The sequence below is a fragment of the Hyphomicrobium sp. LHD-15 genome (assembly GCF_031157355.1).
Lineage (GTDB): Bacteria > Pseudomonadota > Alphaproteobacteria > Rhizobiales > Hyphomicrobiaceae > Hyphomicrobium_C.
Genome location: NZ_JAVIFT010000001.1, coordinates 338,214 through 360,992, shown reverse-complemented (window position 1 = coordinate 360,992; position 22,779 = coordinate 338,214). Strand labels below are relative to the sequence as shown.

Genomic DNA, 22,779 nt, shown 5'->3' with positions numbered 1-22,779 from the left:
GGCGCCCGAAAGGAGCGCCCTTTTTTGTCGTCTCGAGCGGGTCGAGATTCCTGATGGAGCCTCAAGCGCCCTTGGGCGTGGCGCGGCCGGTGAAGGTCCGCCCGTCGGTGTCCTCGGCCTTGACCTCAAGCGTCTCGTCGGCGCCGGCCGCGTAGCTGAAGCGGATGCTCGGGTTCTCCGAAAGCGAGATGCCGCCTTCCATGCGGAACACGCGTTCGCCCGCCCGCTCGACATCGATCACGCGCAGGAATTTCGCCGGGATGTAGTATCCGGTCACCTGGTTGAGCTGCAGGCCCGAATACTGCGGATGGCGGATCTTGAGTTCGCCTTCGCGCTGTCCATCGGACGCGCCGGCGAGAAGCTTGATCTGCATTTTGCCGGCTTCCGCGAGCGCAGCGTCGGTGTCCTTGAGAGCCGGGGCCGAGCAGCCGCCGGCGGCCTTGACGAACTTCGTCGCCATCAGAAGCCTGCCGTCGTTGGTCTCGACGATCGCGCGCACGTTCGAATACATGTCGACGCGCACGCGCGTCTCGATCATGCGCTCACCCGCGCCGGCTGCCGGCCCGAATGTGAAATCTGCAACCAGCGGCGCCGGGTTCTTGTCGATCACCAGCTTCAGGCTTTTTACCGACCCCGCCATCTGCGCGGGGATGCGCACGGTGAGCGGCACCAGCGCCGCGTCCTCGGCCCGATAGGGTGCCTCCAGCGAGACGGCCGTCGTGTCTTCGGTGACGGCCCGCTCTCCGAAAAGATCGGCTCTGAGCGCAGGCCAGATGTCCTCTTCGTCGGCGCGCGCACCGGACCAGAAGCAGGCTGCGATTAGAAGTCCTGCGGCAAGCAGAGCGAGAGCGCGCAGGGGAGCAGCGCCTTGGGCTGCTGTGCGGGTCGAGGCCATGAACTGCATCCTCCGGTCTGGCGCTTTTCGCGCCCTATGTCTTCCTTGGCGTGATTGCTCTGAGGCAATCTTACTCCCACTCGAGCTCGGCAAACGCCGCCGAAACGTTACGGACATGATAGTCCTCAAACAGCTGCCACGCATCCCTTTCCGAAAACCCGACCGTCTTCGTCGCGTCGGAAAGCGTGTGATCCGCCTTGATCATCGCGCGGATCTCGTCGGTCACCACCTGGAGATAGTGACGAATGGGCTTGGCTGCATCGGGCCACGGCATCGAGGGCGGTCCGTGCCCGGGAACGACGCGCTGAGCGGGCGCCTGCGCGAGCGTGTCGAGCACCGACATCCAGCCCAGGATCGAGCCGTCGAGCGTCGGAATGTGCTCGGAGAACAGCAGATCGCCGAGGAAGACCGTTCCCGTCTCGGAATCGCGCACGATCAGGTCGTTGTCGGTGTGCGCGGTCTTCTGTGGCTCGATGATGATCTCGCGTCCGCCGAGATCGAGCTTCGTGACGTCGCTGATCGCGAGCGTCGGCAGCACGATCTTCGTCCCCGCGAACACGTCCGCTCCGAGCAGCTCTCCGTTGATCGCGAGGTAACGTTCGGCTCGCGCGCTCAATCCGCGCGCGAGCTTGTGATGGCCGACGAACGCCGGCTGATCCGCCTCGAACGCACTGTTCCCGAACACGTGATCGGGGTGCATGTGGGTGTTGATGACGTAGCGGATCGGGAGCTGGGTGACCTGCCGGATCGCCTGATGCAGATGGGCGCCGACCCGCGCGCTGCCGCCGGTGTCGATCACCGCCACCGCATCCCGGCCGACGACGAATCCCGCGTTCGAGATGTCGCCTTCGTTGGCGGGTGCATAGAGCGCGACGTGCCCTTTGTGGGCGTAGACCCTCGGGGCAATTTCGACGGCGAACGGCGACGTCCCGGACGCGTTTGGGCTGGTCTCCGCCAAAGCGACGCCCGAGATCTTGGTCGAAGCGGCAAGCAGGCCAGATAGGGCGCTTAGGAGCCTAAGGGCCGCCCGCCGGTCAAGGTGTGAGCGAACGTCGTTCCGCATCGGCCAAAATCCGTTACTGCGAATGATCATGCTGTACGCGCAAGGCTACCCGAGCGCAACTCGACGCGGGCGGATCTGCCGCGCGGGCATTTGTCTCAACAAAGTCAGGAAAAACTACCCAAAAATCAGCGCCTTAGGAGGGAAAACTGAGTAATTTTTTGAAAAGCGAGGGCAAAAATTATTCACATAAAATATAGAAAGTCAATGGGACGACGAGGCCTCTTGTCATGGGAAAATCTAGGCGTGCGGCGCAGCAATTTGTGCCGCAGCGCAAAAAACTTCGACAAAATGGCCTGAAAAATGGGTCAGAACAGTTGTCCTATCGGTGTTGCAAGAAAAATGGTCTCACGGTTTGTGTTGCGGACCTCACGAGAAAGTGTCTAAAAGAGTGCCACGGTAGCGATGGCTTCAGACGGTCCTTCAGTGCGGGGACCGACGATCGTAAGTCAGCGGAATAACAAGGGAAAAAATCCCGATAACCGTAACTGGGCTGTGACACGCTGTCGTTCGCTGCCGCTTGCAAGCGTGGCAAGAACTTTAAGGAGGAAGCGCGATGCGCAGAAGTGCACTCGCATGTGGGCTGCTCGCCACTGTCGCTCTGAGTTCGCCGGTTCTGGCGAACGACGACGTCAAGAAGGCGACGTCAGATCCGAATAACTGGGCTATGCAACAGGGTCAGTACTCCGGCTGGAGATACTCTGAGCTCGACCAGATCAACACTTCGAACGTCAAGGACCTCAAGGTTGCTTGGCAGTTCTCGACCGGCGTTCTTCGTGGTCACGAAGGTTCGCCGATCGTTGTCGGCGACCGGATGTACTTGAACTCCGCATTCCCGAACAACGTTTTCGCTCTCGACATCTCCGACCCCGTCGGTCCGAAGATCCTTTGGAAGTATATGCCGAAGCAGGATCCTTCGGTCATTCCGGTTATGTGCTGCGACACGGTTAACCGTGGCGTTCAGATCGCCGGCGACACGCTGATCCTTGGCCAGGCCGACACCACGCTCGTCGCGCTCGACGCCAAGACCGGCAAGGAGAAGTGGAAGGCCGTCAACGGTGATCCGAAGAAGGGTGAGACCCACACCGGCTTCGTCATCATCATCAATGACAAGGTGATCATGGGCACGTCCGGCGCCGAGTTCGGCGTCCGTTGCCACGTCACTGCCTACAACCTCAAGGACGGCAAGCGTGCATGGCGCGCTTACTCGATGGGCCCTGACGCCGACATCCTCGTCGATCCGGACAAGACCCTGTCGCTCGGCAAGCCGGTCGGCAAGGACTCTTCTCTGAAGACCTGGACGGGCGATCAGTGGAAGATCGGTGGCGGTTCGACCTGGGGCTATGCCTCTTACGATCCGGAAGCCAACCTCCTCTATTACGGCACGGGCAACCCGTCGACCTGGAACCCTGCTCAGCGTGCAGGACCGGACGGCAAGCAGATCGACCAGAAGTGGTCTATGACGCTGTTCGCTCGTAACCCCGACACCGGCGTGGCCGCCTGGGCATACCAGATGACCCCGTTCGATGAGTGGGACTACGACGGCGTGAACGAGTCGATCCTCACCACCCAGAAGATCGGTGGCGCAGATCGCAAGGTTCTGACCCACTTCGACCGTAACGGCTTCGGCTACACGATCGACCGCCTCACCGGCGAGCCGCTCGTCGCCAACCCTTACGACGAAGACCTGAACTGGTCGACGGGCGTCGAGCTCGACAAGTCGAAGCCCAACTACGGTCGTCCGACCGTCGTCGCTTCGAAGTCGACGTTCCTCAACGGTCCTGACGTTAACTCCAAGAACGTCTGCCCGGCCGCTCTCGGCTTCAAGGATCAGCAGCCGGCTGCCTACTCGCCGCTGACGAACCTCTTCTACATCCCGGTCAACAACGTCTGCATGGACTACGAGCCCTTCAAGGTTTCGTACACGCCTGGCCAGCCGTACGTTGGCGCAACGCTCTCGATGTTCCCGCCTGAGGGTAAGTCGAACACTGGCCACTTCACGATTTGGGATGGCGCTGCTGGCAAGATCGTTCACCAGCACGACGAGCCCTTCTCGGTCTGGTCGGGTGTTCTGACGACGGCTGGCGGTCTCGCCTGCCACGGCACTCTCGACGGCTACTTCAAGTGCCGCGACCAGAAGGATGGCGCCGAGCTCTTCAAGCATCGTCTGCCTTCCGGCTCTATCGGTAACGTCATGACCTACGCACAGGGTGGCAAGCAGTACATCGGCCTCTTCTCGGGCGTCGGTGGCTGGGCTGGCATCGGTCTCGCCGCTGGTCTTGAGAAGCCGACGGATGGTCTCGGTGCAGTGGGCAACTACGCTGGCCTGAAGTCGTACACCGATCTCGGTGGTACCTTCACGGTCTACGCACTGCCCTAATGCTGGGTTGTTAAGAAAATTGGACCGGCGCGGGGAAACCCGCGCCGGTTTATTGCTGAGGGGTAGTTGTTGCTGGAATGTAATCTTGGTTCTCACTTGCGTGACGTCGGGCCGTCACCAAGTGTTGAAGATGGTCCAGGACAATTGCACCATTTTGTGAGAACGAATTCCCGGTTCGGACGTTGTTATTTCCCGGTCGGGGCGATATGGCAGAGTATCCAGGAAACAGGGGACGCGCGTGAAGAGATTTGGTTTTGGTTTGGTCGTTGCCGCGGGCTTGAGCCTCGCGGCTTTTGCTGTCGGCCCGGCGATGGCCCAAGAAGAAACGAAGGCCCCCGTTCCGGATCCGGCTTTCGAGAAGCAGTTCCAGGAAGGGAAAAAGCTAGAGGACGGCAAGTGGGTCCTGCCCGATGGCACGCCGACCTACGACGTCAAGCGTGATCCCGCCAATACCGACCACGTGATACAGGTCGACTGGTTCACCTATTCCGGCTGGCGCCGGTATCATGCCGAGTGCCACGTTTGCCACGGCCCGAACGCCGAAGGCTCGAGCTTCGCTCCGGCCCTGCACGACTCCCTCAAGACCATGACCTATGAGAAGTTTCTCCAGGTCGTATCGAGCGGTCAGGAGCGTGACGTCGCCGGCACCAAGTACATCATGCCGGCTCTCGGCGATAACCCGAACGTCATGTGCTACATCGACGACCTCTACATTTATCTTCGTGCTCGTTCGACCGACGCATTGCAGGGCGGCCGTCTCTCCGCCGACCAGCGCGCCGAGAAGCCGAAATCGGCTCAGGAGTACGAAAAGAGCTGCACCGGAGGCTGATAAGCCGGCAGTTCGGCGGCTGCCTCTAGAAAAAGAGAGAAAAACATGAGAACGCGCGCCGCACTCGCACTACTTCTCGGAAGCCTCGTCGCCGCTCCTGGCGGTGCCGAGGCTGCCGAGGGCCATCTCGCAGACGCCGTGAACCGTCAGGTATTGCGGGTCTGCGGAACCCCCGCAAACCTTCCGTATTCCAACGAGAAAGGCGAGGGGTTCGAAAACAAGATTGCGCAGCTCGTCTCCGACGAGTTGAAGCGGGCGTCGGTGGAATACACTTGGTTTCCCCAAGGCACCGGTTTCGTCCGCAAGACGCTTTCTGAAAAGCGCTGCGATCTGGTGATGGGAACCGTCCAGGCCGACGAGTTCACGCTCAACACCAATCATTATTATCGCACCACTTACGCCCTCGTCACCAAGCCGGGCTCGGATCTCGCCGGCGTGACGTCGATCCTGGATCCCAAGCTCAAAGGCAAGAAGGTCGGCATCCAGGCGGGTGCGCCTGCCGCGGACTACGTGGCGAAAGCTGGTCTGATGCCGAATGCGAAGTCCTATCTCTTCATCGTCGATACGCGTTACCAGAACCCGATGCAGGATATGGCCAACGACGTGCGCTCGGGCGAGATCGATCTCGGTATCCTTTGGGGTCCCCACGCCGGCTGGTACGCCAGCCACGGCGGTGAGAAGCTGAACGTTCAGCCGATGCTCGAAGAGAAACAGCCAGGGCTGCCGAGGCTCGAGTATCGCATCACGATGGGCGTGCGCGCCGGCGAAACCGCCTGGAAGCACGAGATCAACAACGTGATCGCCAAGCGTCAGGGCGACATCGACAAAATCCTGCTGGACTACGGCGTGCCGATCATCGATGAAGACAACAAGCTCATCACTGAGCCGCGCCAGCCCAAAGGGACTAACTAGTTAGTTTAGGCTGTCACGGGCTATCTCTACGGGCGGATCGGAAGGAAACGTGCGTAGAGAGACACTGGGGACACGAGCATTTAAGAGCGTGGCGCAGTTCGGATTGCTTCCGATCGCCGCGCTTTTTCTTTGGCTGACGCTGAATGCGCGCGCGGCCGACGAGCACGAGGTCGCCGAGCCCGAGGGCTACAAGCTCGATGACTACCGCTCCCCGGTGCCGAAGACGCTGGCAGGCGCGCGTGTGATCGACTCCGACGACGCTGAGGTGCTTCTGCGCGATCGCGCGGCCATCTTTGTCGATGTGTTTCCGCGTGCGCCAAAGCCGCCAAATCTACCGGCCGGCACGGTCTGGCGCGACCCGACCCACATGACGATCGAAGGCGCGCACTGGCTTCCGAACGTCGGCTATGGCGTGCTGTCGCCGGACTTCGAGAATTACTTCAAAACCCGTCTCGCGGCGTTGACTGGTAACGACCAGAAGAAACCGGTCGTGTTCTTCTGTCTGAAAAACTGCTGGATGTCCTGGAACGCAGGCAAGCGCGCGCTCTCTTGGGGCTACGCGAACGTGATCTGGTTCTCGGAGGGAACGGACGCTTGGCAGCAGGCCGGCTTCGATCTCGTCAAGGCGACGCCTGTTCCCTGAGCCCGGGCTCGCTTCGCACTCCAAGCGCGGAACGACGCCTCGTCAAGCAACAGACAGTGCGAGCGCGCTTTCGCACGATCAATCGAACCGGCGGCGCCAAACGCACGCGCCGGCTCGAGGCTCAGCTCTTCATTTGGCCCCGGATCGCGCGCGTGAACGCATAGAGCCTCTCTTCGATCAGCACCGGCAGCTCGCACGCAAGCGGAATGCTCTGCTGGCGCTCCTGGAAGATGCGTTGCGCCCAATTGTACTGCTCGCGCGCCTGGTCGAGCTGGTTCGCGACGCTTTCGTTTGAGGGCGCCTCGCCTTCGAGCTTCGCGATCTCCGAACTCTGCCGTTCGAGCTCCTTGGCGCGCTCCTTTTGGGACTTCTGATACTTCTCGATGCCGGAGAGAACGCCGCGGCGCTGGCCGTTCACTTTGTCGAATAGCCCGGCGAACAGCAGCACCAGTTTTTCATCCCGCTTGTCCGCGGGCTGGGCGTCGGCGAACTTCTTGATGGCGTCTTCGCCCTGCTCGACGGGAACGCGCCGGCTCGCGAGCACCTCGATCAGATCGGAAACGTCCTTCTCCCTGAACCAGCCTTTGACGTCGTCGATGGCAGGGCCGTCCCACATCTGAGAAACCGACAGTTTCTCGACCTTGCGCTGAACGCATGGCCAATCGACCGTCATGTCGAGAGCGGGAACGGCATCCTGCTGGGCGTCGGGATTGGGGATGGCCGCATCGCCGGGGGGCGGGCCTCCTGCGTGCGCGGCAGGGGAGAGCAAAAGGCACGCGCCGATCAGCGCCGGCGCGAGCGTCCTGAAGGACGGAACGAGGAAAGCGGTTCTGGTCATTCTTCTTGTCTCGCTTATGGGTCCAGAGGTTCGCCGAATTCTGATTTGTGGCTCAGCCCGCGCCGCCGGGACCGCCACGTCGGGCAATCAGCCCTTTCGAAGGGTTATAAGCATAGACCGCCGCTCCTAGGAAGATCGCCGTGTAGCCGACGACGACATACAAATTCGTAAGATCGAGCGAGCCGTCTTCAACCCGCGGCCCGATCTGTCCATAGAGCGCGAAACGGATCAGCTCGACCGCGTAAGTGAACGGATTGAGGCGGCAGATCTCGAACAGCAGCGGGCTGCTTTCGCGGATTCGCCACAGCGGATAGAGGGCGGACGAAGCAAAGAACATCGGAAAGATCACGAAGTTCATGACGCCCGCGAAATTTTCGAGCTGCTTGATCACCGATGAGATGAAGAGCGACAGCGATCCCAGCATGAGCCCTGCGAGCAGTAGCGCCGGCAGCACGGTGAAGTAGTTCATGGATGGCGGCGAAAGCTGCCAGTAGTAGATCGCGCCGGCCAGCACCAGAAGCTCGAGCACGGCGGTGACGAGCATGGCCTTCTGGATCGTGGCTTCGGACATGAAGTCGAATGTCGCGTTCGCGATGAGCAGCAAGATCAGGGCTGCGGGCAACGCGAGCAGCGCCAGATGGGCGCTGTAAGGCATGTCCGCTTCCCAGAAATAGAAGATGGCGAGAAACACGTACGATTGGATAGCCGCGACGGCGACGCCGCCGATCAGCTTGGAAAGCAGCAGAAAGGAACGCGGGAAGGGGCTCACCAGCAGCGTCCGCATAGCGCCGGTCTCGCGGTCGTAGACCATCGACAGCGACGATTGCATCGCGTTGAACAGCAGGATCATGCCGAGCAGGCCGGGGACGACGTATACCTCGTAGAGAACGTAGGTCTCGTAGGGCGGAATGATCGAGACGCCGAGAACCTGCCGGAAACCGGCCGCGAAAATGAATAGCCAAACCAGCGGCCGCACCAGCGCCGAGAAGAAGCGCTCGCGCTGATGCAGGAAGCGAAGCACTTCACGCCAGACGATGCCGCGGAAACAAGCGAGGTAGCCAAGCGGTCCCAGCCTCCGGGCCGCATCCGCAATGGATTGCTTAGAGGGTGTAGCGCCGGATCGCACGATATCCACGTTCATGCGGCCTCCGCCGAAGATGAGGTGCCCGTCAGGATGCGGAACGCATCGCGGGCGTTTGCGGCTCCCGTGGTCGCAAGAATTCCGGAGAGTTGCCCCGAAAAGAGAACTTTTCCGCGGTGCAGCACGACGATGAGGTCGGTGTCCGCGATTTCGTCGATGAGATGCGTGGCCCATAGCACGCCGAGCCCTTGGCGTTGCACGAGCCCGCGTACGATCGAAATCACGCTTTCGCGTGAGCCGATATCGAGGCCGACCGTTGCCTCGTCGAGCAACAGAACGCCCGGTTGATGCATCAGCGAGCGCGCGATTTCCACGCGGCGCGCCTGTCCACCCGAAAGATTGCGCACCTTCTCGAGCGCCCGGTCCTCAAGCCCGACTATTGCCAGCGCTTCCGCTGCACGCCGTTTGGCTTCTCCGCGCCCGATGCCGTGCAGCGCCGCGTGATAGAGCAGGTTCTGTTGCAGTGTGAGGTCGGCATCGAGAGTTTTCGACTGGAACACCACGCCGAGCCGTTGCAGCGCCGCGCCGGGCTTCCGGCGCACGTCGTGGCCGAGAATGCGGATCTCGCCGGAGACGTTGTCATAAAGGCGCGTGATCAGCGAGAACAGCGTCGACTTGCCGGCGCCGTTGAGGCCGAGCAGCACCGCGAACGTGCCCTTCGGGACCGTCAGCGACACGTCGTCGAGAACCCGCTTGTCGCCGAACGAATGGCTGACGCCACTGACGACGAGCGCATCCGGTGTCGTGCCCGTCGCCTGGTTCGAGCTGCCGGCCTGGGCCGAGCTTTGTGTATGAGCGCGCGTCACGTGTTGCTGACTATCCCGGCTAGATTTTTCTCGTTGGGGCGTGCAGGACCGTTCGATGTCGCCTGGCTGGATCACAACCACATTCGGGCGATTGGAGTATCGCGCACTCGCCCTTGCCAGTCGACTTGAACTTGGTCGCTATCCTTTCCCGGACATTCGCCGAATGCTCCCGAGTCTTAGGGAGCCACGACGACGCCCCACGGATAACGCCCGACCTTGATCGATTTTGTCACCTTGAGAGAGGCGACATCGATCACCGACACGTCGTTCGAGGTACCATTGGTGGTGAACAGGAGCTTTTCGTCGGGAGTGAACCCGAGGTTCCAGACGCGCTGCCCGACGAGCAGATATTTCTCGACCTTGAGCGTTGCGGTATCGACCACCGCGATGCGGTTAGCCGGCCCGAGCGCGACGAACGCCTTCTTCGAATCCTTCGTGATGCGAACGCCCACGGGCTGGATCGCATCTTTCGTGATGCCCTGGATTTCGAAGTTGACCTTGCCGACGACCTTGCGCGTCGCCGCGTCGATCACGGTCACCGTTCCGCCGATCTCGGCCGAAACCCACACCTGCTTGCCGTCGGGGGTGAACTCGGCGACGCGCGGGCGGTTGTCGACAAGCACGTTGTCGAGGTTTTTGTAGGTATGCGCATCGATGAAATGCGCCATGTTGGTCGTCTCGGACGTATTGACGAGCACCTTGCCGTCCGGGCTCATGCCCATGCCCTCGGGCTCCACGCCGACCGGCACGTCGGTAATGATGGTGCCTTTGAAGATATCGACGATCGTGACGAGATTGTCGTCTTCGTTCGAGACGTAAAGCGGGTTGCCCGACGTATGCAGGATCGGCAATTCCGGATCGGGACCCGACGGAAGATCCTTTACGTATTCGAAGGTGCTGGTGTCGAACACCTGCATTTTGTGGTCGTCGCTCGCGCACACGATCACCCACTTGCCCTCGTTCGCGAGAATGATGCCGCGCGGGCGGTTTCCGGTCTTGATCGTATGCACCACCGCGAGCGTTTCGCTGTCGATGACCGAGATGGTGTTCTCCTTTTCGTTGGAGACGAACACCTTGTAAGCGAGCGCGTTGGAAGCGGTGAAGGCCAGCATTGAAGCGGCCAGCGCAAACACGAGACCTTGCCGATTTCTTGTCACGTCGAAGCTCCTTGGGGGTTCACACGCATTATTTGTTCTTGAAAGCGGTGCACTTGGTTTCGGGCTGGTCGACACCGAGCGTGTCGAGTTCGGTGAGCTGGTGCAGGAAGCCCTGTTGAGGCGACACCGTCACGTGGATCTTGGCGGTGGCGATCAAAATCGGCTGACGAAGCTGCCCGTTCCAGGACCGGTACGTCAGCTTCTGGCCCTTGAATGCCGCGAGCTCGAATTCGGGCGAGCGCATGTAGGCGATCAGCGTCTTGCCATCGCCGGTTTTCTTGCGCGTTGCCGCTTCGCCGACCGAACGCACCGCCATCCAGACATTGTAGTCGAGCGGACGCATGAGCCGCCCGGCGAGCCGCTTGAAGCGGTTCTGGAACTGCGTGCCGCCCCACAGCTCGACGGCGGGATGCCACGAGGTGGCGAACAGCCCGGAGGTGCCGATCACAGGTCGCGCCGTCCAGGTGCGATACGGGAAGTAGTCGCCGAAGAGCTCGCCTTCGTCTGCCACGACGACCACGTCGTGCTCCGGCGCACCCTGCATAAAGCCTGGAATTTGCTGCTGAATTTGCTCGAAGCCGCCATCGGATCTACGGCTGCCGGGATCGTAGTTGAAAACCCGCTCCTCGACGATCTTGTGTCCGAAGCGCTTGGCCGTGCGCCGGATAGCTTCGGCATAGGCTTTGTCTTCGGGCGCAGGGCCGATCACCAGCAGCCATTTCCGCCACTGCTTCCACGCCATGTATTGGCCAAGCGCGTCGGCAAGCATCGAGCGGGACGGCGCGGTGTGCTTGATGTTGACGCGACACTGTTCCTCGCGCAGCCCTTCATCCGGTGCGGACGCGTTGAAGAGCACGGCGTCCTTGTCCTTGATCGCATCGGAGATAGCAAGCAGCGTCGCTTCCGAAGCATCCACGACGACATAGGCGATGCCTTCGTCGACGCGCTTTTTGACCTCGGCGACGAGTTCCTGCGCCGTCGCACTTTGCACGGTGTCGAGAATGAACTCCTGCTTCAGGAACTGCCCGGTCGTGTTGTTGTCGGCAATCGCGAGCTTGGCACCGGCAACGCCGTCGTCGGGCGGCGGAATGTCGAGCAGAGACAGCGGAGGCAGGCGATCCTCGCGGATCTCTCGCGCCATCAGAATCCGGATTTTCAGTATATCGCCTTCCGCGGCGCTGTTGGCTGCGTCCGCAGCGGGGGCGGCGGCCGGGGCAGGCGGAGCGGCAGGTTGCTCAGCCGGCGCCGGAGCCTGCGCGTGCACTGCAACAGAGACCGCCGCGGAGGCCGCCAGCACGCCCACGAACGCGACAAGGAGGGCGAAACCCCTACGTACGGAGCGATGAGGACGACAAAAAACAGACCGGGCGAGCCGAAGCCCCGGCCCAGTAAAAACCATCATGCGTTGTCCTCCCGGCGGACATTCCGGCAATGCCGAATTGCCGGGTATATTGTAACATCTTCCCAGGGAACATCGCATCGTATTGCCAATTGTCAAGTTCACGAGCTTGGCGCCTCTCGCTTTTGTTACAGCGCGTGAACGTCGCCCTGCGGACATTGCACTTGCAAATCCGTAGCCACCGAACGCACGTTATAGTGTAAGCACACAGTGCTATTTTCAGGACGGTAAGGTGCAATGACACGAGCGCGCGCGCAGGCTTGGCTGGCGGCATTCATGACGGCGACAGCGGCTCTCTCGGGCGCCGCATCGGCGGGGCAGAAATTGGCAATCTTCCCGATCGATATGTCGTTTCCGCGCTCCGAGGACGATTTTTTCCCGGGCACCCGCGGGCCCAGCCCCGACGAGCAGCGCCGCCTGTCTATGGCGCAGGACGAGCTGCGCAAGCTGCTCTCCGCCAATGGTCGCTACGAGCTTGTGGACCTCACCCCGCTCGCCGCTGAAATCACAGCGGCTCAGCCGATCTACAACTGTAACGGTTGTGAGGTTCCGATCGCCGAGAAGGCCAAGGCCGATCTCCTGATGACGAGCAACATCGACAAGATTTCCGAAACGCATCTGAGTTTGACGGTCGCCATTGTCGATGTCGCTGCGAGCAAGCTCGTCCGCAACGCCAGCGTGCTCATACAGGGCAACACCGACGAAGCTTGGCTACACGGCGTGCGTTGGTTGGCGAGAAATCGCCTGCTTGCGGAAGGAAAGCCCCAATGATCGATCGCCGCCGGCTATTGGCGTGCACGGGGCTTGCCCTCGCTGCGGCCGCGGCGCCTTGGCCGCTGAGAGCCGCGGCACCTCCCTTGCGGCTCGCGTCGGTCAAGTACGGAACGCTATCGTGGGTGATCGCCACCATCCGCGCGCTCGAGCTCGACAAGAAAGCGGGGCTCGAAATCGAGGTGATCGACGTCGCCTCCAATCAGGCCGGCCCCGTAGCGCTTCTCGCGAGCGGCGCCGACGTGATCGTCTCCGATTGGACCTGGGCGATGCGCCAGCGTGCGCTCGGCGAGAAGCTCAAGTTCGCGCCCTATTCTTCGGCACTCGGTGCCGTCGTCGTGCCTGAGAAAAGTGGCATCACGGCCATCAGCGGCCTTGAAGGCAAGGCGCTGGGTGTAGCCGGCTCCGCGATCGACAAAAGCTGGCTGTTGCTGCGCGCCTATTCCAAGAAGGTTTTGGGCCGCGACATGGCCCAGTACGCGCGCCCATCGTTCGGAGCCGCACCGCTGCTGGCTGAAGAAATGCGGTCCGGCCGCATCGATGCGGTCTTGAACTTCTGGACCTACGCCGCGCGCCTGACGGGCAGCGGCTTCAAGGAGATCCTGACCATCGACACGGTGATGAAGGACCTCGGCATCGATCCCGTGCCTGCGCTCGTCGGTTTCATCTGGAAGGAAGACTACGAGGCGGTCCACGCCGGAGAAATCACGAAGTTGCTCGGCATCGTGCAGGAAGCCAATGCCGTGCTTGCCGTCGACGACGGTGCGTGGGAGCGTCTTCGTCCGCTTGTGAAGCCGGAAACCGACGGAGAGTTCCGCGCGATTATCGCCTCTTATCGCGCCGGCATCCCGAAGCCGTGGGGGGCCGCCGAGGTCAAATCGGCTGAGAAGCTCATGCAGGTTCTCGTCGAAGCCGGTGACGCGGAATTGATGGGGCACGGCACCGAATTCGATCCTAAGCTGTTCCATCATGCAGCGACTTAACACCGCCCCGCGCGCCCGCTCCGACCAGCCTTTGTCCGTGCGTCTCGCATGGGCGATCGGCTCCATCCTGGGATTCCTGCTGTTCTGGGAAGTGCTCGCACTTCTCTTGCAGCATCGTCACTTTCCCCCGCCGACGGTCGTGTTTGCGGCAATGATGCGCGAGTTCGCGAGCGGCGAGCTCACCTTTCATATCGCCATGACCCTTTATCGCGTGGTCATCGCCTTCGTGGTCGCGATGCTGATCGGATCGAGCATCGGCATCCTTCTCGGGCGCAACGCACGCGCCGACAATTTCTTCGACACCTGGCTCATTCTGTTTCTGAACTTGCCCGCGCTCGTCGTCATCATCCTTTGCTACGTCTGGTTTGGCCGCACGGAAGTCGCCGCCATCACCGCCGTGGCCGTGAACAAGATCCCGAACGTCGCCGTGACGGTACGCGAAGGCGCGCGCAGCTTGTCGCGTGATCTCGCCGAAATGGCCCACATGTATCGGTTCGGATGGTGGAAGACGCTGCGGCACGTGACGCTGCCTCAGCTGGCGCCGTTCTTCCTCGCATCCGCCCGCACCGGCCTGTCGCTGGTCTGGAAGATCGTTCTCGTCGTCGAGCTGCTCGGACGTTCCGATGGCGTAGGCTTCCAACTCGGCACTTATTTCCAGATGTTCGACGTCTCCATGATCCTTGCTTACGCTCTGGCGTTCATCGTGATCGTCCAGCTCATCGAGTTCGGCATCCTCCAGCCGATCGCGGCGCGCGTTAACAGGTGGCGCCGATGAGCGACGTCACGAGCCGTCCGTTGAAAATCCGTGTCGCGCGGAAAAGCTATCCTGCGGTTGCAGGACGCGACGAGCAGGTCGTTCTGAAGGACATCTCGATCGATATCGAGCCGCGCTCTTTCGTGGTGCTGACCGGCCCGTCCGGTAGCGGCAAGTCGACTCTCTTGAACATTGTCGCTGGGCTTGATCAGGATTACGAAGGCGAGGTCGATCTCGGCGGGCCTGATGTAAACATCGGCTACATCTTCCAGTCGCCGCGTCTGTTGCCGTGGCGAACGGTGGGCGAGAACATCGCGCTCGCACTGCCGGATGGCGATTCACGTCATGACCGCATCGAGGAGATGCTGCGTCATGTCGGCCTGGATGGTTTTTCGTCGCAGTATCCCGAGCGTCTGTCCCTCGGCATGCAGCGCCGGGCGGCGCTCGCGCGCGGCTTCATTACCGAGCCGGATGTACTGCTGATGGACGAGCCGTTCGTTTCCTTGGACGATCCGACTGCCCAGGGCCTGCGCGAGCTCTTGATCGGGCTCTGGAACCGCCGTCCGACCACGGTGATTTTCATCACCCACGACCGCACCGAGGCGGTGATGCTGGGCACGCGTATCTTGCGTCTCTCGGGCGCAAATGCAACTATCGTCCAAGAAGAGACCGTGCGCCTCTCCCCGTCCGAACGGACCGATCGGGACAAGGTGCGGGCCGAGCAGAATCGCATTTTTGAAGGGACGTAAGGTCCCGCCGGACTGAATCCCTGAGCACGTGAGCCCCCGCAATGCAGGCGACGACATAATGACGACGAAGCGTCCGCGCGTCCGCCTTCTTGCCAGCGTGACGTCCGAGGCGGAAGCGCGCCTTGCCGCTGCGCACGGTGCCGACATCATCGATTGCAAAGAGCCCTCGGCCGGCGCGCTCGGCGCGCTCCCGCACGACGTCGTCGCGGCGATCCGACGTGCGGTACCGGGCCATATTCCGGTGAGCGCGACGATAGGGGATCTGCCGTCCGACCCGGAGCTGATAGGTCGCGCGGCGCGCGCCATGGCGAAGACCGGCTGCGACATCGTCAAGATCGGTTTCTTTCCCGGCGGGGATGCGCGGGCGACTGTGCGCCACCTCGGCGCGGGGCTTGCGCAAGAGACGCAGCTGGTTGCGGTTCTTCTCGCCGATGCGCCGTTCGATCGCGGTCTCGTGCCGGCGCTGGCGGAAGCGCGTTTCGCCGGCGTGATGCTCGATACCGCCGCGAAGGATGGCCGCACGCTGCTCGATCATCGTCGCCCCGCCGAGCTTGCCCAATTCGTGGCCGAAGCACAGGCGCTGGGCCTCATGACGGGATTGGCGGGATCGCTTCGCCTGGAGCAGATCCCACAGTTGTTGACGCTCGCGCCCGACGTGCTCGGTTTCCGTGGCGCGCTGTGCCGCGCGCGAGACCGCCGCCAGGCACTCGACGCCGCCGCGTTTGCCGCCGTGCGCCGCGCCATCCCGATCACACCCACACCCGCCGGTTCCGACACCGGCCTCGAGTTGGAAGTCACGCCGTGAGCACGCAACATAAAGTGAGCATCAAGGAAACGGTCCGCGTCGCGGAAACGCCCGCAACCGCCAAAGCACCCGAAACCCTGGGTCGCGACTGCATCTTCCTCAAGGATTGGGTGATCGACTGCAACATCGGCGTCTACGCCGAGGAAAAAGGCGTCACGCAAAAAGTGCGCCTCACCGTCGATGCGTATCTTTCCGCCGATGTCCGCGCCGGAAACGACGACATGGATACCGTGCCGTCCTACACCGACATCATCGATGCGGTGAACGACATCACCGCCGCAGGCCACATCAACCTGATCGAGACCTTCGCCGAGAGCATCGCCGAGCGCTGCCTCAAGGATCGCCGTCTCTCCGCCATGCGCATTCGCATCGAGAAGCTCGAGCGCGGGCCGGTGCGCGGCGTCGAGATCTTCCGAACGCGGGTGGAGAAGACGTGACGCCGGTCGTCCTCAAGCTTGGGGGCAGTCTGGCTGAAAGCGGCAGGCTTCGCGCGATGCTCGCAATCGTACGCAGGGCACGGCGTTCGGTTGTCATCGTGCCCGGTGGCGGGCCGTTCGCCGACGCGGTGAGAGAAACGCAGACCCTGCTTCGCTTCTCCGACGAGGCGGCCCACCAAATGGCGCTGCTTGCCATGCACCAGATGGCCGAAGCCATGATCGCGATCGAGCCGCGCTTCGTCGCCGCCGAGACGTTGATCGGTATCGAGCGGGCGTGGCGCATGCGGCGCGTCCCGATCTGGCTTCCGGCCAAGCTCTGCGCAGGCGACCGCCGCATTCCCCGCAACTGGACAATCACCTCCGACGGGCTCGCTGCTCGCTTAGCCGAGCGGCTTGCCGATGTGGAGCTTGTGCTCGTCAAATCCCGCACCGTGAGGCGCACCGCTGCGGCCAAGACCCTCGCGCGGCAAGGCGTCGTCGATCCGGTGTTTCCGGTCATCGTCGAACGCGCGGATCTTGCCTGGCGCGTTCTGGGACCGGGTGAAGAGAAAACCCTTTCGGAGCTGTTGGATGTAGCTCCCCTCCGGCAGGCGCCGCGCGCACCCGCCATGCGCCGGCGTGGCACGAGGTCGACGCAACGCAGCGCCCGTGGTAGGGGCATCGCCGGCAAGGTGAGGTAACGGCCGAGCGCCGCTTCGCTCGCAGGATCACAGGAGAGAGCATGCCACGTATCGTCGAGACCATTGTCACGACGACGGATGCAGCCGGCACGCCGCACATCGCTCCGCTCGGCTTGATCGAGGACAGCGACGGCTGGATCATCGCGCCGTTCAAGCCGTCGCGCACGCACGATAATCTTGTCGCCAATCCATGCGCGGTCGCGAGCCATACCGGCGACGTGCGTGTGTTCGCAGGCTGCATCACCGGCCGTAGGGACTGGCCGACGATCCCCGCTGATGTCGTCAAGGGCGTTCGATTGAGGGATGCGGTCTCGCACTGGGAGCTCGCCGTGGAGCGGGTCACGGAAGATGCACAGCGCCCGCGCTTTCATTGCAAGATCGTGCACACCGCGAGCCACGCGGTCTGGAGCGGCTACAACCGGGCCGAAGCCGCGGTGCTCGAGCTTGCGGTGCTGTCGACGCGCCTTTCGATGCTGCCGCCGGAAAAGATCGACGCCGAGCTCAAATATCTCGAGATTGCGATTTCCAAGACCGCAGGCCCGCGCGAGACAGAGGCGTGGGGCTGGCTGATGGAGCGCATCGACGCCTACCGCCGCGGCGATCTGGATGCCGCGCGCAAGAAGTAGTGATGTTGGCTGGTTAGCAAGCGCCGGCCGGCATCTGCAGGCCGGCGGCTTTCTGGCGGGCACGATAGCGGGCCAGGTAGAAGGTTGCCAGCCCGACGGCCAGGATGATGAGCCCGCCGGGCATGACAATGGCTGCAAGAATGGTGAGCGTTGTTTTCATGGCCTCTCCCCGTTGAGGCGTGTTGTTCTGGTTATGAGGAGAGTCTAGCAGCAAGGCATTAGAGGTCGCTTCAGAACGCCGCAGATATCAGATGAAATCTGTTAACACTTTTGAAAGGTCCCGCGTGGCAGCCCGCCGACCTTTTTAGGCCAGCTCCGAAGCCAAAAGGTGCGCCACGGAAACGGCAGGCGCGCACGCCGTGGCCCAGGCTTCACACGCCGGATCGGAATTGGTCAGCGTTCCGAAACGCACGCAGGTCCGATCCAGGCGCCGTGCAACTTCACCGACGTCCCCCGCGCCGATCCCGGCGGCAATCACCGGAGCATCCTTGGGCAGGCCATGCGCCGAAAGCACGCGCGCCGCGCCGTCCTGGATCGAGCGGATCTGTAGCTCGCGGATATGCGCGGCCGCCGCCCGCCAATCCTCCAATGTGCCATCGTGGCTATCACGTCCCAGCATGCGCCCGAACCGTGCCAGGCTCTCCGCGAGCGTCTTGCCCTTGCCGTCCGCCGTCGCATGCAGATCGATGCCGTCGAGGTTGGCGCCGAGGATGCGGCGTACGTCGGCCATCGTCGCGAGATATTCGCGCGCAAGACCCACCCAGCGTCCTTGGAACGGCGCCTGCGATGCGACACCCATCACTGCCGTCCGCGTAAAGCCGGTATAGACGAGCTCGTCCGTTGTTTGCCGCTCCGCGTCCGTGACGCCGCGCGGTGACGGCACACCCGATTTGACCGGAATGATGTCCGCGGTGGTCGATCCGAAGTCGATCAGCAGCGCGTCCTGAAACGTCCGCCCGACGAGCGTCGCGGTTGCGAGAAAATTGGTGGAGCCGACATCTGCGTGATGCGCCCGCGCGGTGTCGGCCGTTCCGAACCCGCGTGGCCCCATCCAGAACCACGCCTTGTCGTGAAGCTCTTCGGACAGGCGCGCAACGAGCGTCGCGACGCCCGTCTCCCTGTCGGCAAAGAGATCCGACAATTCGCCCGTCATGGTGATGGCGACGCGCTCTGCGCCGGCGAGCAGCGGGCGAGCCTCGGCCAGCGCCGTATCGAGCTTGTCGAGCCCTTGCCAGAGGGGGCACGCGATCTGGCGCACGGCGATGGTGCGCTGCGCTTCCACCAGCGCAATCTTGAGGTGCGCGCCGCCGACGTCGAGTCCCGCAACTACGGTCATGGATAAGATCGCTCGTTCTTGCGGCAAGGCGCGTGGAGGAGGGTGGAAAGCCCGGCCGATGTTTCTTCGCCGATTGTGTTACATCACGCGCGAGGAGATGTAAGCACCATGCAGGTCATTCCGGTTATCGACGTGCGCGGCGGGGTTACGGTGGCCGCGAGCCGCGGGGATCGCGCGAACTATCGTACCCTGGAAAGCCCGCTCGCCGCGAGTGCCGACCCCGTCGCCGTGGCCAAGGGCCTGTGGTCGCTGTTCCCGTTCCAGAGGCTTTATGTTGCGGATCTCGAAGGCATCGAGGGCCGCGGGGCCGATTTCGCGATGCAGGAGCGGCTTTGCAAGGGCTGGCCCGGATCGGAGGTCTGGATCGACGATGGCTTGATGCAGGCACCAGGAGCTGGAGAACACCTGCTTAGAAGGCAGGTGCTCGGGTCCGAGTCGTTCTCATCGTTGGAAGACTATGCGCGCACGCGCCAGCTCGCAGGCGCCGCTGCCCCGCTATCGCTCGACTTCCGCGGCGATGATTTCATCGGCCCGGCCGAGCTGCTCGCGGACGCCGCCTTCTGGCCGCATCGTGTGATCGTCATGACGCTCGCGCGCGTGGGAAGCGGCGAGGGGCCGGATCTCGCACGCCTCGAATCCATTGTCGCCCATGCGGGCGCCCGCGAGGTCTATGCAGCGGGCGGCGTGCGCAATGGCGATGATCTGAAGGCGCTCGCCGGCATCGGCGTTGCCGGCGCGCTCATCGCAACCGCGCTCCATGCCGGAAAAATCACGCGTCGCGATATCGAGGCGATCGCACTCTGACTTGCGGTCCGGCGATCGGACGATCGGCAAAAGAAAAAGCCTGATTGCTTTCGCAACCAGGCTCTGAAGTTTTAGTCCACTTGCGAGTGGATCGTGAAGGTCCACCTGCTCGTGTCAGCCGTTCCAACGGCCGGAGAGTAGTCTTCCCAATCGCTGCAGCAGACCCCCCTTCAAAGGAGGGGCATCATTTTCCTGCTGTGGACGGTTTCCGCTTCAAGTCTTCGCACCGAACGGATGCGAGACCGAGTTGCGCTGAGCGGTGGCTTCAGCAGCCGTCGGCTTGCCGGCAACAGCGCGGGCAATCGACTCCTTAACAGCGCGGTAGTTGTAGTCCTGGATCTTCGCGTCGTCGGCAGCTTCCCAGTGGATGAACACGCCGACGAGGATGTAGATGTCGTCAGCTTCGTTAGCCGGGATCACGCCTTCAGCGACCGAGTCCTGAACGGCCTTTGCAACGCCGTACTGAGCGGGTCCGAACATCTGAACGGCCTGGCGGGCGTCCTTGATGGTGACCTTGTTGAACATGATCGTGTTCGGCTTGCAGGGCAGGTTCGGAGCGATCACGGCGAGGAGCGTCGTGAAGCCGTCCTTGTTGTTGGCGAGCGCGTTGACGAACGCGGTCTCGGCGGCGCTGCCGCGCGGTCCGATCACGAGATCGATGTGTGCCACTTCGTTGCCGTCGCCGACGAGCGACTCGCCGACCAGTACGCGGTTAATCTTGGCCATTAGGGGGTTCCCTTCCTTCAATAAGAACAAAAACAACGCGCCCGAGCGTCCATTCAAGTGACGTTCGCTTTGGAGCGTCTGCTCGGGGTGCGAAGGCTGCAGTAGAAAGCTATCCCAGTTACGGCGAACGGTGATTGGGGTCACCGGTCCGGTTGGCCAGATAGCGGCACGCTTCGCGAGCCGCCCCTTAATAGCCCTAGGATTATGGCTTCGACAAGGGGCTAACGGGGGGCTGGGAGCTGCTGTTGGTCGCACTTTGACGAAGGAGTTGATCGGCGAACAGAGTAGCGACAACGAAGTCGGCGGTGGTGCCAGGGTTTAGCCCGCGGGCTTTTAGGCTCCTATCCAGCGCGAGAAGGTCGTCCCAGGTCTCCTTCCGGGGCGCAGGACGCCACAGTTCGATACAATTTTGCGCTTCTCGTTGTACCGTCTCCGCGGCTTCTCCCCCATGTTTGCGAGCGATATGGCTATCTGGAAACGCAGCGAGAAAGCTCATGTGCAGTGCAGTAATAGCCATGCTTTCGTTTTCGGCACTGCGGCGAGCTGCATAAAGCACGGGCAGGCCATGCGCGAAGATGTCGTCGAATGCCGAGATGTAGGCGCGCGCGATTCTGTCTCTGCCGGCCGCCAGCGCCATGGCTTCCTTGAGCGTCATGCTTGGCGGACCGTTAACGTCGCCCGTATCGGTGCGGCCGAGTCCCGCCGGATTGGCGATGACGATGGCTTGGAAAGCCTGATCGGCATCAGCCAGATCGAGCGTATCGAGCACGCGCGAAAGGCGATCTCTGAGATCTTGCGGCCCCTCGCGCAAGCCGGCAGCGGCCGCCAGAGGCACGCAAAGCAGGATGATTCCGAGATTGGTGTTGAGCCCGGTTGCAGCCACGCTCGCACCGACCGCGCCGAGAATACGTGCGCCGACTCCGCGCGTCGTATCGGACAACAAAGGCGCGGCAGCAGCGGCTGCGCGCTCGAAATGCTCCGTATCCATCCCGTGCCCGGCGCCATGAATATGCACGTTGCCGGGTTTGAGCGCGGTAAGCTCGGCATGGCAGGCGACGAGAAAGCCCGCCTCGATGGTGGAACGGGGCAACGGAAACCCCATCACACCGGCGCCTTTATGACAGTTGCAAGAAAATCGGCGGCGAGTGTGTCGGCGATATCGGCGGAGCTGACGCTCTGCAGACCTTTCCAGGCCGGGTTCGAATTGATCTCGAGCAGCATGAGCTTGCCGCTCTGGTCGCGGATCAGATCGACGCCTGCGTAATCAGCGCCGATGGCTACGACCGCGCCCAGGGCAAGCGCGCTCATTTCCGCACATGGGTCGTGGGCGATTGGCTCGGCGCCTTGATGCACGTTGGTGATCCACGTTTTGCCGCGACGCACCATCGACGAGAGAATGCGTCCCTGCGAAACAAACACGCGCCAGTCCTCAAACTGGGTTGCGTCGGCTCGGCGGAGATAGTGCTGCATATAATAGACGTCGCCCACGTCTTCCGGTGGTGGCAACTCCTCTGGTCCCTCGGCGCGGCGCACGCCGTTGCCCTGGCTGCCGAACAGAGGCTTCAGGACGAAGGGACGCGGATCGGACGCGAGATGGGCATGTGCCCGCGCCCGCGTCTCGACGACACGTGTCGGGGGCGTCGGCAGGCCCGCCTTCTGAAACAGAAACGTGGCCGTCGATTTGTCGACGCATCGCTCGATGGCCCGCGCGTCGTTCCACACGCGCACCCCGCTTTCGCGCAGCGCATGCAGGATGCCGAGCCGGAAGGTGATCTGCTCGAGCGTTCCGGTCGAGACGGAGCGCACGAACGCGCCGTCCGGCAGCATGCCATTGAAGCCCGGAATATCGAGGCCGCTTGCGCACGAGGTGTCGAACGCGCACGAACTGAGCGTCGTCGTGACGACATGCGCGCCGCGCGATTCCATCGCGCGCTTGAGGCGCCGCGCATGCCAGTCCCCCGAGCCATCCTCGACGAACAGCGCGATGCGCGGCCCCGATGGCGCCGCGTCATGAAGATCCGTCGACGAGACAGGCCTGTTCATGAGCG

General features: G+C 62.5%; 25 protein-coding genes. 13 read left to right on the top strand and 12 right to left on the bottom strand.

What is annotated here, in order from left to right:
- Positions 1–61: 61 nt before the first annotated feature.
- Positions 62–895 carry a quinoprotein dehydrogenase-associated SoxYZ-like carrier gene (locus RCO24_RS01640; protein ID WP_308959619.1) on the bottom strand — a complete coding sequence of 278 codons (834 nt, stop codon included), beginning with the start codon at positions 893–895 and terminating at the stop codon, positions 62–64.
- 70 nt (positions 896–965) lie between these two features.
- Positions 966–1,958, bottom strand: coding sequence for a quinoprotein relay system zinc metallohydrolase 2 (locus RCO24_RS01635; protein WP_308959617.1), 993 nt, complete (start codon positions 1,956–1,958; stop codon positions 966–968).
- Positions 1,959–2,511: 553 nt separating this feature from the next.
- Between RCO24_RS01635 and RCO24_RS01630 the strand changes: the two genes are divergently transcribed.
- From RCO24_RS01630 to RCO24_RS01615, 4 genes are all read left to right on the top strand, one after another.
- The gene (locus RCO24_RS01630) at positions 2,512–4,335 is read left to right on the top strand and encodes a PQQ-dependent dehydrogenase, methanol/ethanol family (protein ID WP_308959616.1); all 1,824 of its coding nucleotides are present in this window, start codon (positions 2,512–2,514) and stop codon (positions 4,333–4,335) included.
- Between the two features lie 238 nt (positions 4,336–4,573).
- Positions 4,574–5,164, top strand: coding sequence for a c-type cytochrome, methanol metabolism-related (locus RCO24_RS01625; protein WP_308959615.1), 591 nt, complete (start codon positions 4,574–4,576; stop codon positions 5,162–5,164).
- Positions 5,165–5,209: 45 nt separating this feature from the next.
- Positions 5,210–6,076: a substrate-binding domain-containing protein gene (locus tag RCO24_RS01620; RefSeq protein WP_308959614.1), complete on the top strand. Its 867-nt coding sequence runs from the start codon at positions 5,210–5,212 to the stop codon at positions 6,074–6,076.
- Between the two features lie 49 nt (positions 6,077–6,125).
- On the top strand, positions 6,126–6,719 hold the full coding sequence (locus tag RCO24_RS01615) for a PQQ-dependent catabolism-associated CXXCW motif protein (protein ID WP_308959613.1): 594 nt from the start codon (positions 6,126–6,128) through the stop codon (positions 6,717–6,719).
- Between the two features lie 121 nt (positions 6,720–6,840).
- On the opposite strand, the gene RCO24_RS01610 is transcribed toward RCO24_RS01615, so the two are convergent.
- The 5 genes from RCO24_RS01610 to RCO24_RS01590 all read right to left on the bottom strand — a co-directional run bounded on the left by RCO24_RS01610 (position 6,841) and on the right by RCO24_RS01590 (position 12,063).
- Positions 6,841–7,557 (bottom strand): hypothetical protein, encoded by a 717-nt coding sequence (locus tag RCO24_RS01610; protein ID WP_308959612.1) that lies wholly within the window; start codon positions 7,555–7,557, stop codon positions 6,841–6,843.
- Between the two features lie 52 nt (positions 7,558–7,609).
- Positions 7,610–8,698, bottom strand: coding sequence for an ABC transporter permease (locus tag RCO24_RS01605; protein ID WP_308959611.1), 1,089 nt, complete (start codon positions 8,696–8,698; stop codon positions 7,610–7,612).
- On the bottom strand, positions 8,695–9,504 hold the full coding sequence (locus RCO24_RS01600) for an ABC transporter ATP-binding protein (protein WP_308959610.1): 810 nt from the start codon (positions 9,502–9,504) through the stop codon (positions 8,695–8,697). Before RCO24_RS01600 ends, RCO24_RS01605 begins: the two co-directional genes overlap by 4 nt.
- A 176-nt stretch (positions 9,505–9,680) precedes the next feature.
- Entirely contained in the window at positions 9,681–10,661 is a 981-nt protein-coding gene (locus tag RCO24_RS01595) for a PQQ-dependent catabolism-associated beta-propeller protein (RefSeq protein WP_374990901.1), read from the bottom strand.
- A gap of 28 nt (positions 10,662–10,689) precedes the next feature.
- A complete protein-coding gene (locus tag RCO24_RS01590) occupies positions 10,690–12,063 on the bottom strand; it encodes an ABC transporter substrate-binding protein (protein ID WP_308959608.1) in 1,374 nt (457 codons plus the stop codon).
- Between the two features lie 234 nt (positions 12,064–12,297).
- Between RCO24_RS01590 and RCO24_RS01585 the strand changes: the two genes are divergently transcribed.
- From RCO24_RS01585 to RCO24_RS01550, 8 genes are read left to right on the top strand one after another with little or no spacing between them, the layout of a single operon-like run.
- Positions 12,298–12,831: a DUF3280 domain-containing protein gene (locus RCO24_RS01585; RefSeq protein ID WP_308959607.1), complete on the top strand. Its 534-nt coding sequence runs from the start codon at positions 12,298–12,300 to the stop codon at positions 12,829–12,831.
- Positions 12,828–13,814 carry an ABC transporter substrate-binding protein gene (locus RCO24_RS01580; RefSeq protein ID WP_308959606.1) on the top strand — a complete coding sequence of 329 codons (987 nt, stop codon included), beginning with the start codon at positions 12,828–12,830 and terminating at the stop codon, positions 13,812–13,814. Before RCO24_RS01585 ends, RCO24_RS01580 begins: the two co-directional genes overlap by 4 nt.
- A complete protein-coding gene (locus RCO24_RS01575; protein ID WP_308959605.1) occupies positions 13,801–14,589 on the top strand; it encodes an ABC transporter permease in 789 nt (262 codons plus the stop codon). The genes RCO24_RS01580 and RCO24_RS01575 overlap by 14 nt, the downstream gene beginning before the upstream one ends.
- Entirely contained in the window at positions 14,586–15,317 is a 732-nt protein-coding gene (locus RCO24_RS01570; RefSeq protein ID WP_308959604.1) for an ATP-binding cassette domain-containing protein, read from the top strand. The genes RCO24_RS01575 and RCO24_RS01570 overlap by 4 nt, the downstream gene beginning before the upstream one ends.
- Positions 15,318–15,375: 58 nt before the next feature.
- The gene (locus RCO24_RS01565) at positions 15,376–16,122 is read left to right on the top strand and encodes a (5-formylfuran-3-yl)methyl phosphate synthase (RefSeq protein WP_308959603.1); all 747 of its coding nucleotides are present in this window, start codon (positions 15,376–15,378) and stop codon (positions 16,120–16,122) included.
- The gene (locus tag RCO24_RS01560; RefSeq protein ID WP_308959601.1) at positions 16,119–16,559 is read left to right on the top strand and encodes a dihydroneopterin aldolase; all 441 of its coding nucleotides are present in this window, start codon (positions 16,119–16,121) and stop codon (positions 16,557–16,559) included. The genes RCO24_RS01565 and RCO24_RS01560 overlap by 4 nt, the downstream gene beginning before the upstream one ends.
- On the top strand, positions 16,556–17,239 hold the full coding sequence (locus tag RCO24_RS01555) for a uridylate kinase (RefSeq protein WP_308959600.1): 684 nt from the start codon (positions 16,556–16,558) through the stop codon (positions 17,237–17,239). Before RCO24_RS01560 ends, RCO24_RS01555 begins: the two co-directional genes overlap by 4 nt.
- 41 nt (positions 17,240–17,280) lie before the next feature.
- Positions 17,281–17,865, top strand: a complete 585-nt coding sequence (locus tag RCO24_RS01550; protein ID WP_308959599.1) for a DUF447 domain-containing protein — start codon at positions 17,281–17,283, stop codon at positions 17,863–17,865.
- A 13-nt stretch (positions 17,866–17,878) separates the two neighbouring features.
- Here the strand turns inward: RCO24_RS01550 and RCO24_RS01545 are convergent, their stop codons facing one another.
- The gene (locus RCO24_RS01545; RefSeq protein WP_308959597.1) at positions 17,879–18,025 is read right to left on the bottom strand and encodes a hypothetical protein; all 147 of its coding nucleotides are present in this window, start codon (positions 18,023–18,025) and stop codon (positions 17,879–17,881) included.
- A 144-nt stretch (positions 18,026–18,169) separates the two neighbouring features.
- The gene (locus RCO24_RS01540; protein ID WP_308959596.1) at positions 18,170–19,201 is read right to left on the bottom strand and encodes a hydantoinase/oxoprolinase family protein; all 1,032 of its coding nucleotides are present in this window, start codon (positions 19,199–19,201) and stop codon (positions 18,170–18,172) included.
- Positions 19,202–19,309: 108 nt separating this feature from the next.
- On the opposite strand from RCO24_RS01540, the gene RCO24_RS01535 reads away from it, so the two are divergent.
- Positions 19,310–20,005, top strand: a complete 696-nt coding sequence (locus tag RCO24_RS01535; protein WP_308959595.1) for a HisA/HisF-related TIM barrel protein — start codon at positions 19,310–19,312, stop codon at positions 20,003–20,005.
- 213 nt (positions 20,006–20,218) lie between these two features.
- Here the strand turns inward: RCO24_RS01535 and fae are convergent, their stop codons facing one another.
- From fae to RCO24_RS01520, 3 genes are all read right to left on the bottom strand, one after another.
- Positions 20,219–20,731, bottom strand: coding sequence for a formaldehyde-activating enzyme (fae, locus tag RCO24_RS01530; RefSeq protein WP_308959594.1), 513 nt, complete (start codon positions 20,729–20,731; stop codon positions 20,219–20,221).
- 202 nt (positions 20,732–20,933) lie between these two features.
- Entirely contained in the window at positions 20,934–21,833 is a 900-nt protein-coding gene (locus RCO24_RS01525; RefSeq protein WP_308959593.1) for a triphosphoribosyl-dephospho-CoA synthase, read from the bottom strand.
- On the bottom strand, positions 21,833–22,774 hold the full coding sequence (locus RCO24_RS01520) for a RimK family alpha-L-glutamate ligase (protein ID WP_308959592.1): 942 nt from the start codon (positions 22,772–22,774) through the stop codon (positions 21,833–21,835). The genes RCO24_RS01525 and RCO24_RS01520 overlap by 1 nt, the downstream gene beginning before the upstream one ends.
- Positions 22,775–22,779: the final 5 nt, after the last annotated feature.

Excerpts from the sequence above, each read along its gene's own strand:
- RCO24_RS01550 (WP_308959599.1), top strand. The coding sequence starts at position 17,281 with ATGCCACGTATCGTCGAGACCATTGTCACGACGACGGATGCAGCCGGC.
- RCO24_RS01640 (WP_308959619.1), bottom strand. The coding sequence starts at position 895 with ATGGCCTCGACCCGCACAGCAGCCCAAGGCGCTGCTCCCCTGCGCGCT.
- RCO24_RS01570 (WP_308959604.1), top strand. The coding sequence starts at position 14,586 with ATGAGCGACGTCACGAGCCGTCCGTTGAAAATCCGTGTCGCGCGGAAA.
- RCO24_RS01585 (WP_308959607.1), top strand. The coding sequence starts at position 12,298 with ATGACACGAGCGCGCGCGCAGGCTTGGCTGGCGGCATTCATGACGGCG.
- RCO24_RS01545 (WP_308959597.1), bottom strand. The coding sequence starts at position 18,025 with ATGAAAACAACGCTCACCATTCTTGCAGCCATTGTCATGCCCGGCGGG.
- RCO24_RS01630 (WP_308959616.1), top strand. The coding sequence starts at position 2,512 with ATGCGCAGAAGTGCACTCGCATGTGGGCTGCTCGCCACTGTCGCTCTG.
- RCO24_RS01540 (WP_308959596.1), bottom strand. The coding sequence starts at position 19,201 with ATGACCGTAGTTGCGGGACTCGACGTCGGCGGCGCGCACCTCAAGATT.
- RCO24_RS01620 (WP_308959614.1), top strand. The coding sequence starts at position 5,210 with ATGAGAACGCGCGCCGCACTCGCACTACTTCTCGGAAGCCTCGTCGCC.
- RCO24_RS01590 (WP_308959608.1), bottom strand. The coding sequence starts at position 12,063 with ATGATGGTTTTTACTGGGCCGGGGCTTCGGCTCGCCCGGTCTGTTTTT.
- RCO24_RS01610 (WP_308959612.1), bottom strand. The coding sequence starts at position 7,557 with ATGACCAGAACCGCTTTCCTCGTTCCGTCCTTCAGGACGCTCGCGCCG.
- RCO24_RS01635 (WP_308959617.1), bottom strand. The coding sequence starts at position 1,958 with ATGCGGAACGACGTTCGCTCACACCTTGACCGGCGGGCGGCCCTTAGG.
- RCO24_RS01520 (WP_308959592.1), bottom strand. The coding sequence starts at position 22,774 with ATGAACAGGCCTGTCTCGTCGACGGATCTTCATGACGCGGCGCCATCG.
- RCO24_RS01525 (WP_308959593.1), bottom strand. The coding sequence starts at position 21,833 with ATGGGGTTTCCGTTGCCCCGTTCCACCATCGAGGCGGGCTTTCTCGTC.
- RCO24_RS01565 (WP_308959603.1), top strand. The coding sequence starts at position 15,376 with ATGACGACGAAGCGTCCGCGCGTCCGCCTTCTTGCCAGCGTGACGTCC.
- RCO24_RS01535 (WP_308959595.1), top strand. The coding sequence starts at position 19,310 with ATGCAGGTCATTCCGGTTATCGACGTGCGCGGCGGGGTTACGGTGGCC.
- RCO24_RS01605 (WP_308959611.1), bottom strand. The coding sequence starts at position 8,698 with ATGAACGTGGATATCGTGCGATCCGGCGCTACACCCTCTAAGCAATCC.
- fae (WP_308959594.1), bottom strand. The coding sequence starts at position 20,731 with ATGGCCAAGATTAACCGCGTACTGGTCGGCGAGTCGCTCGTCGGCGAC.
- RCO24_RS01580 (WP_308959606.1), top strand. The coding sequence starts at position 12,828 with ATGATCGATCGCCGCCGGCTATTGGCGTGCACGGGGCTTGCCCTCGCT.
- RCO24_RS01575 (WP_308959605.1), top strand. The coding sequence starts at position 13,801 with ATGCAGCGACTTAACACCGCCCCGCGCGCCCGCTCCGACCAGCCTTTG.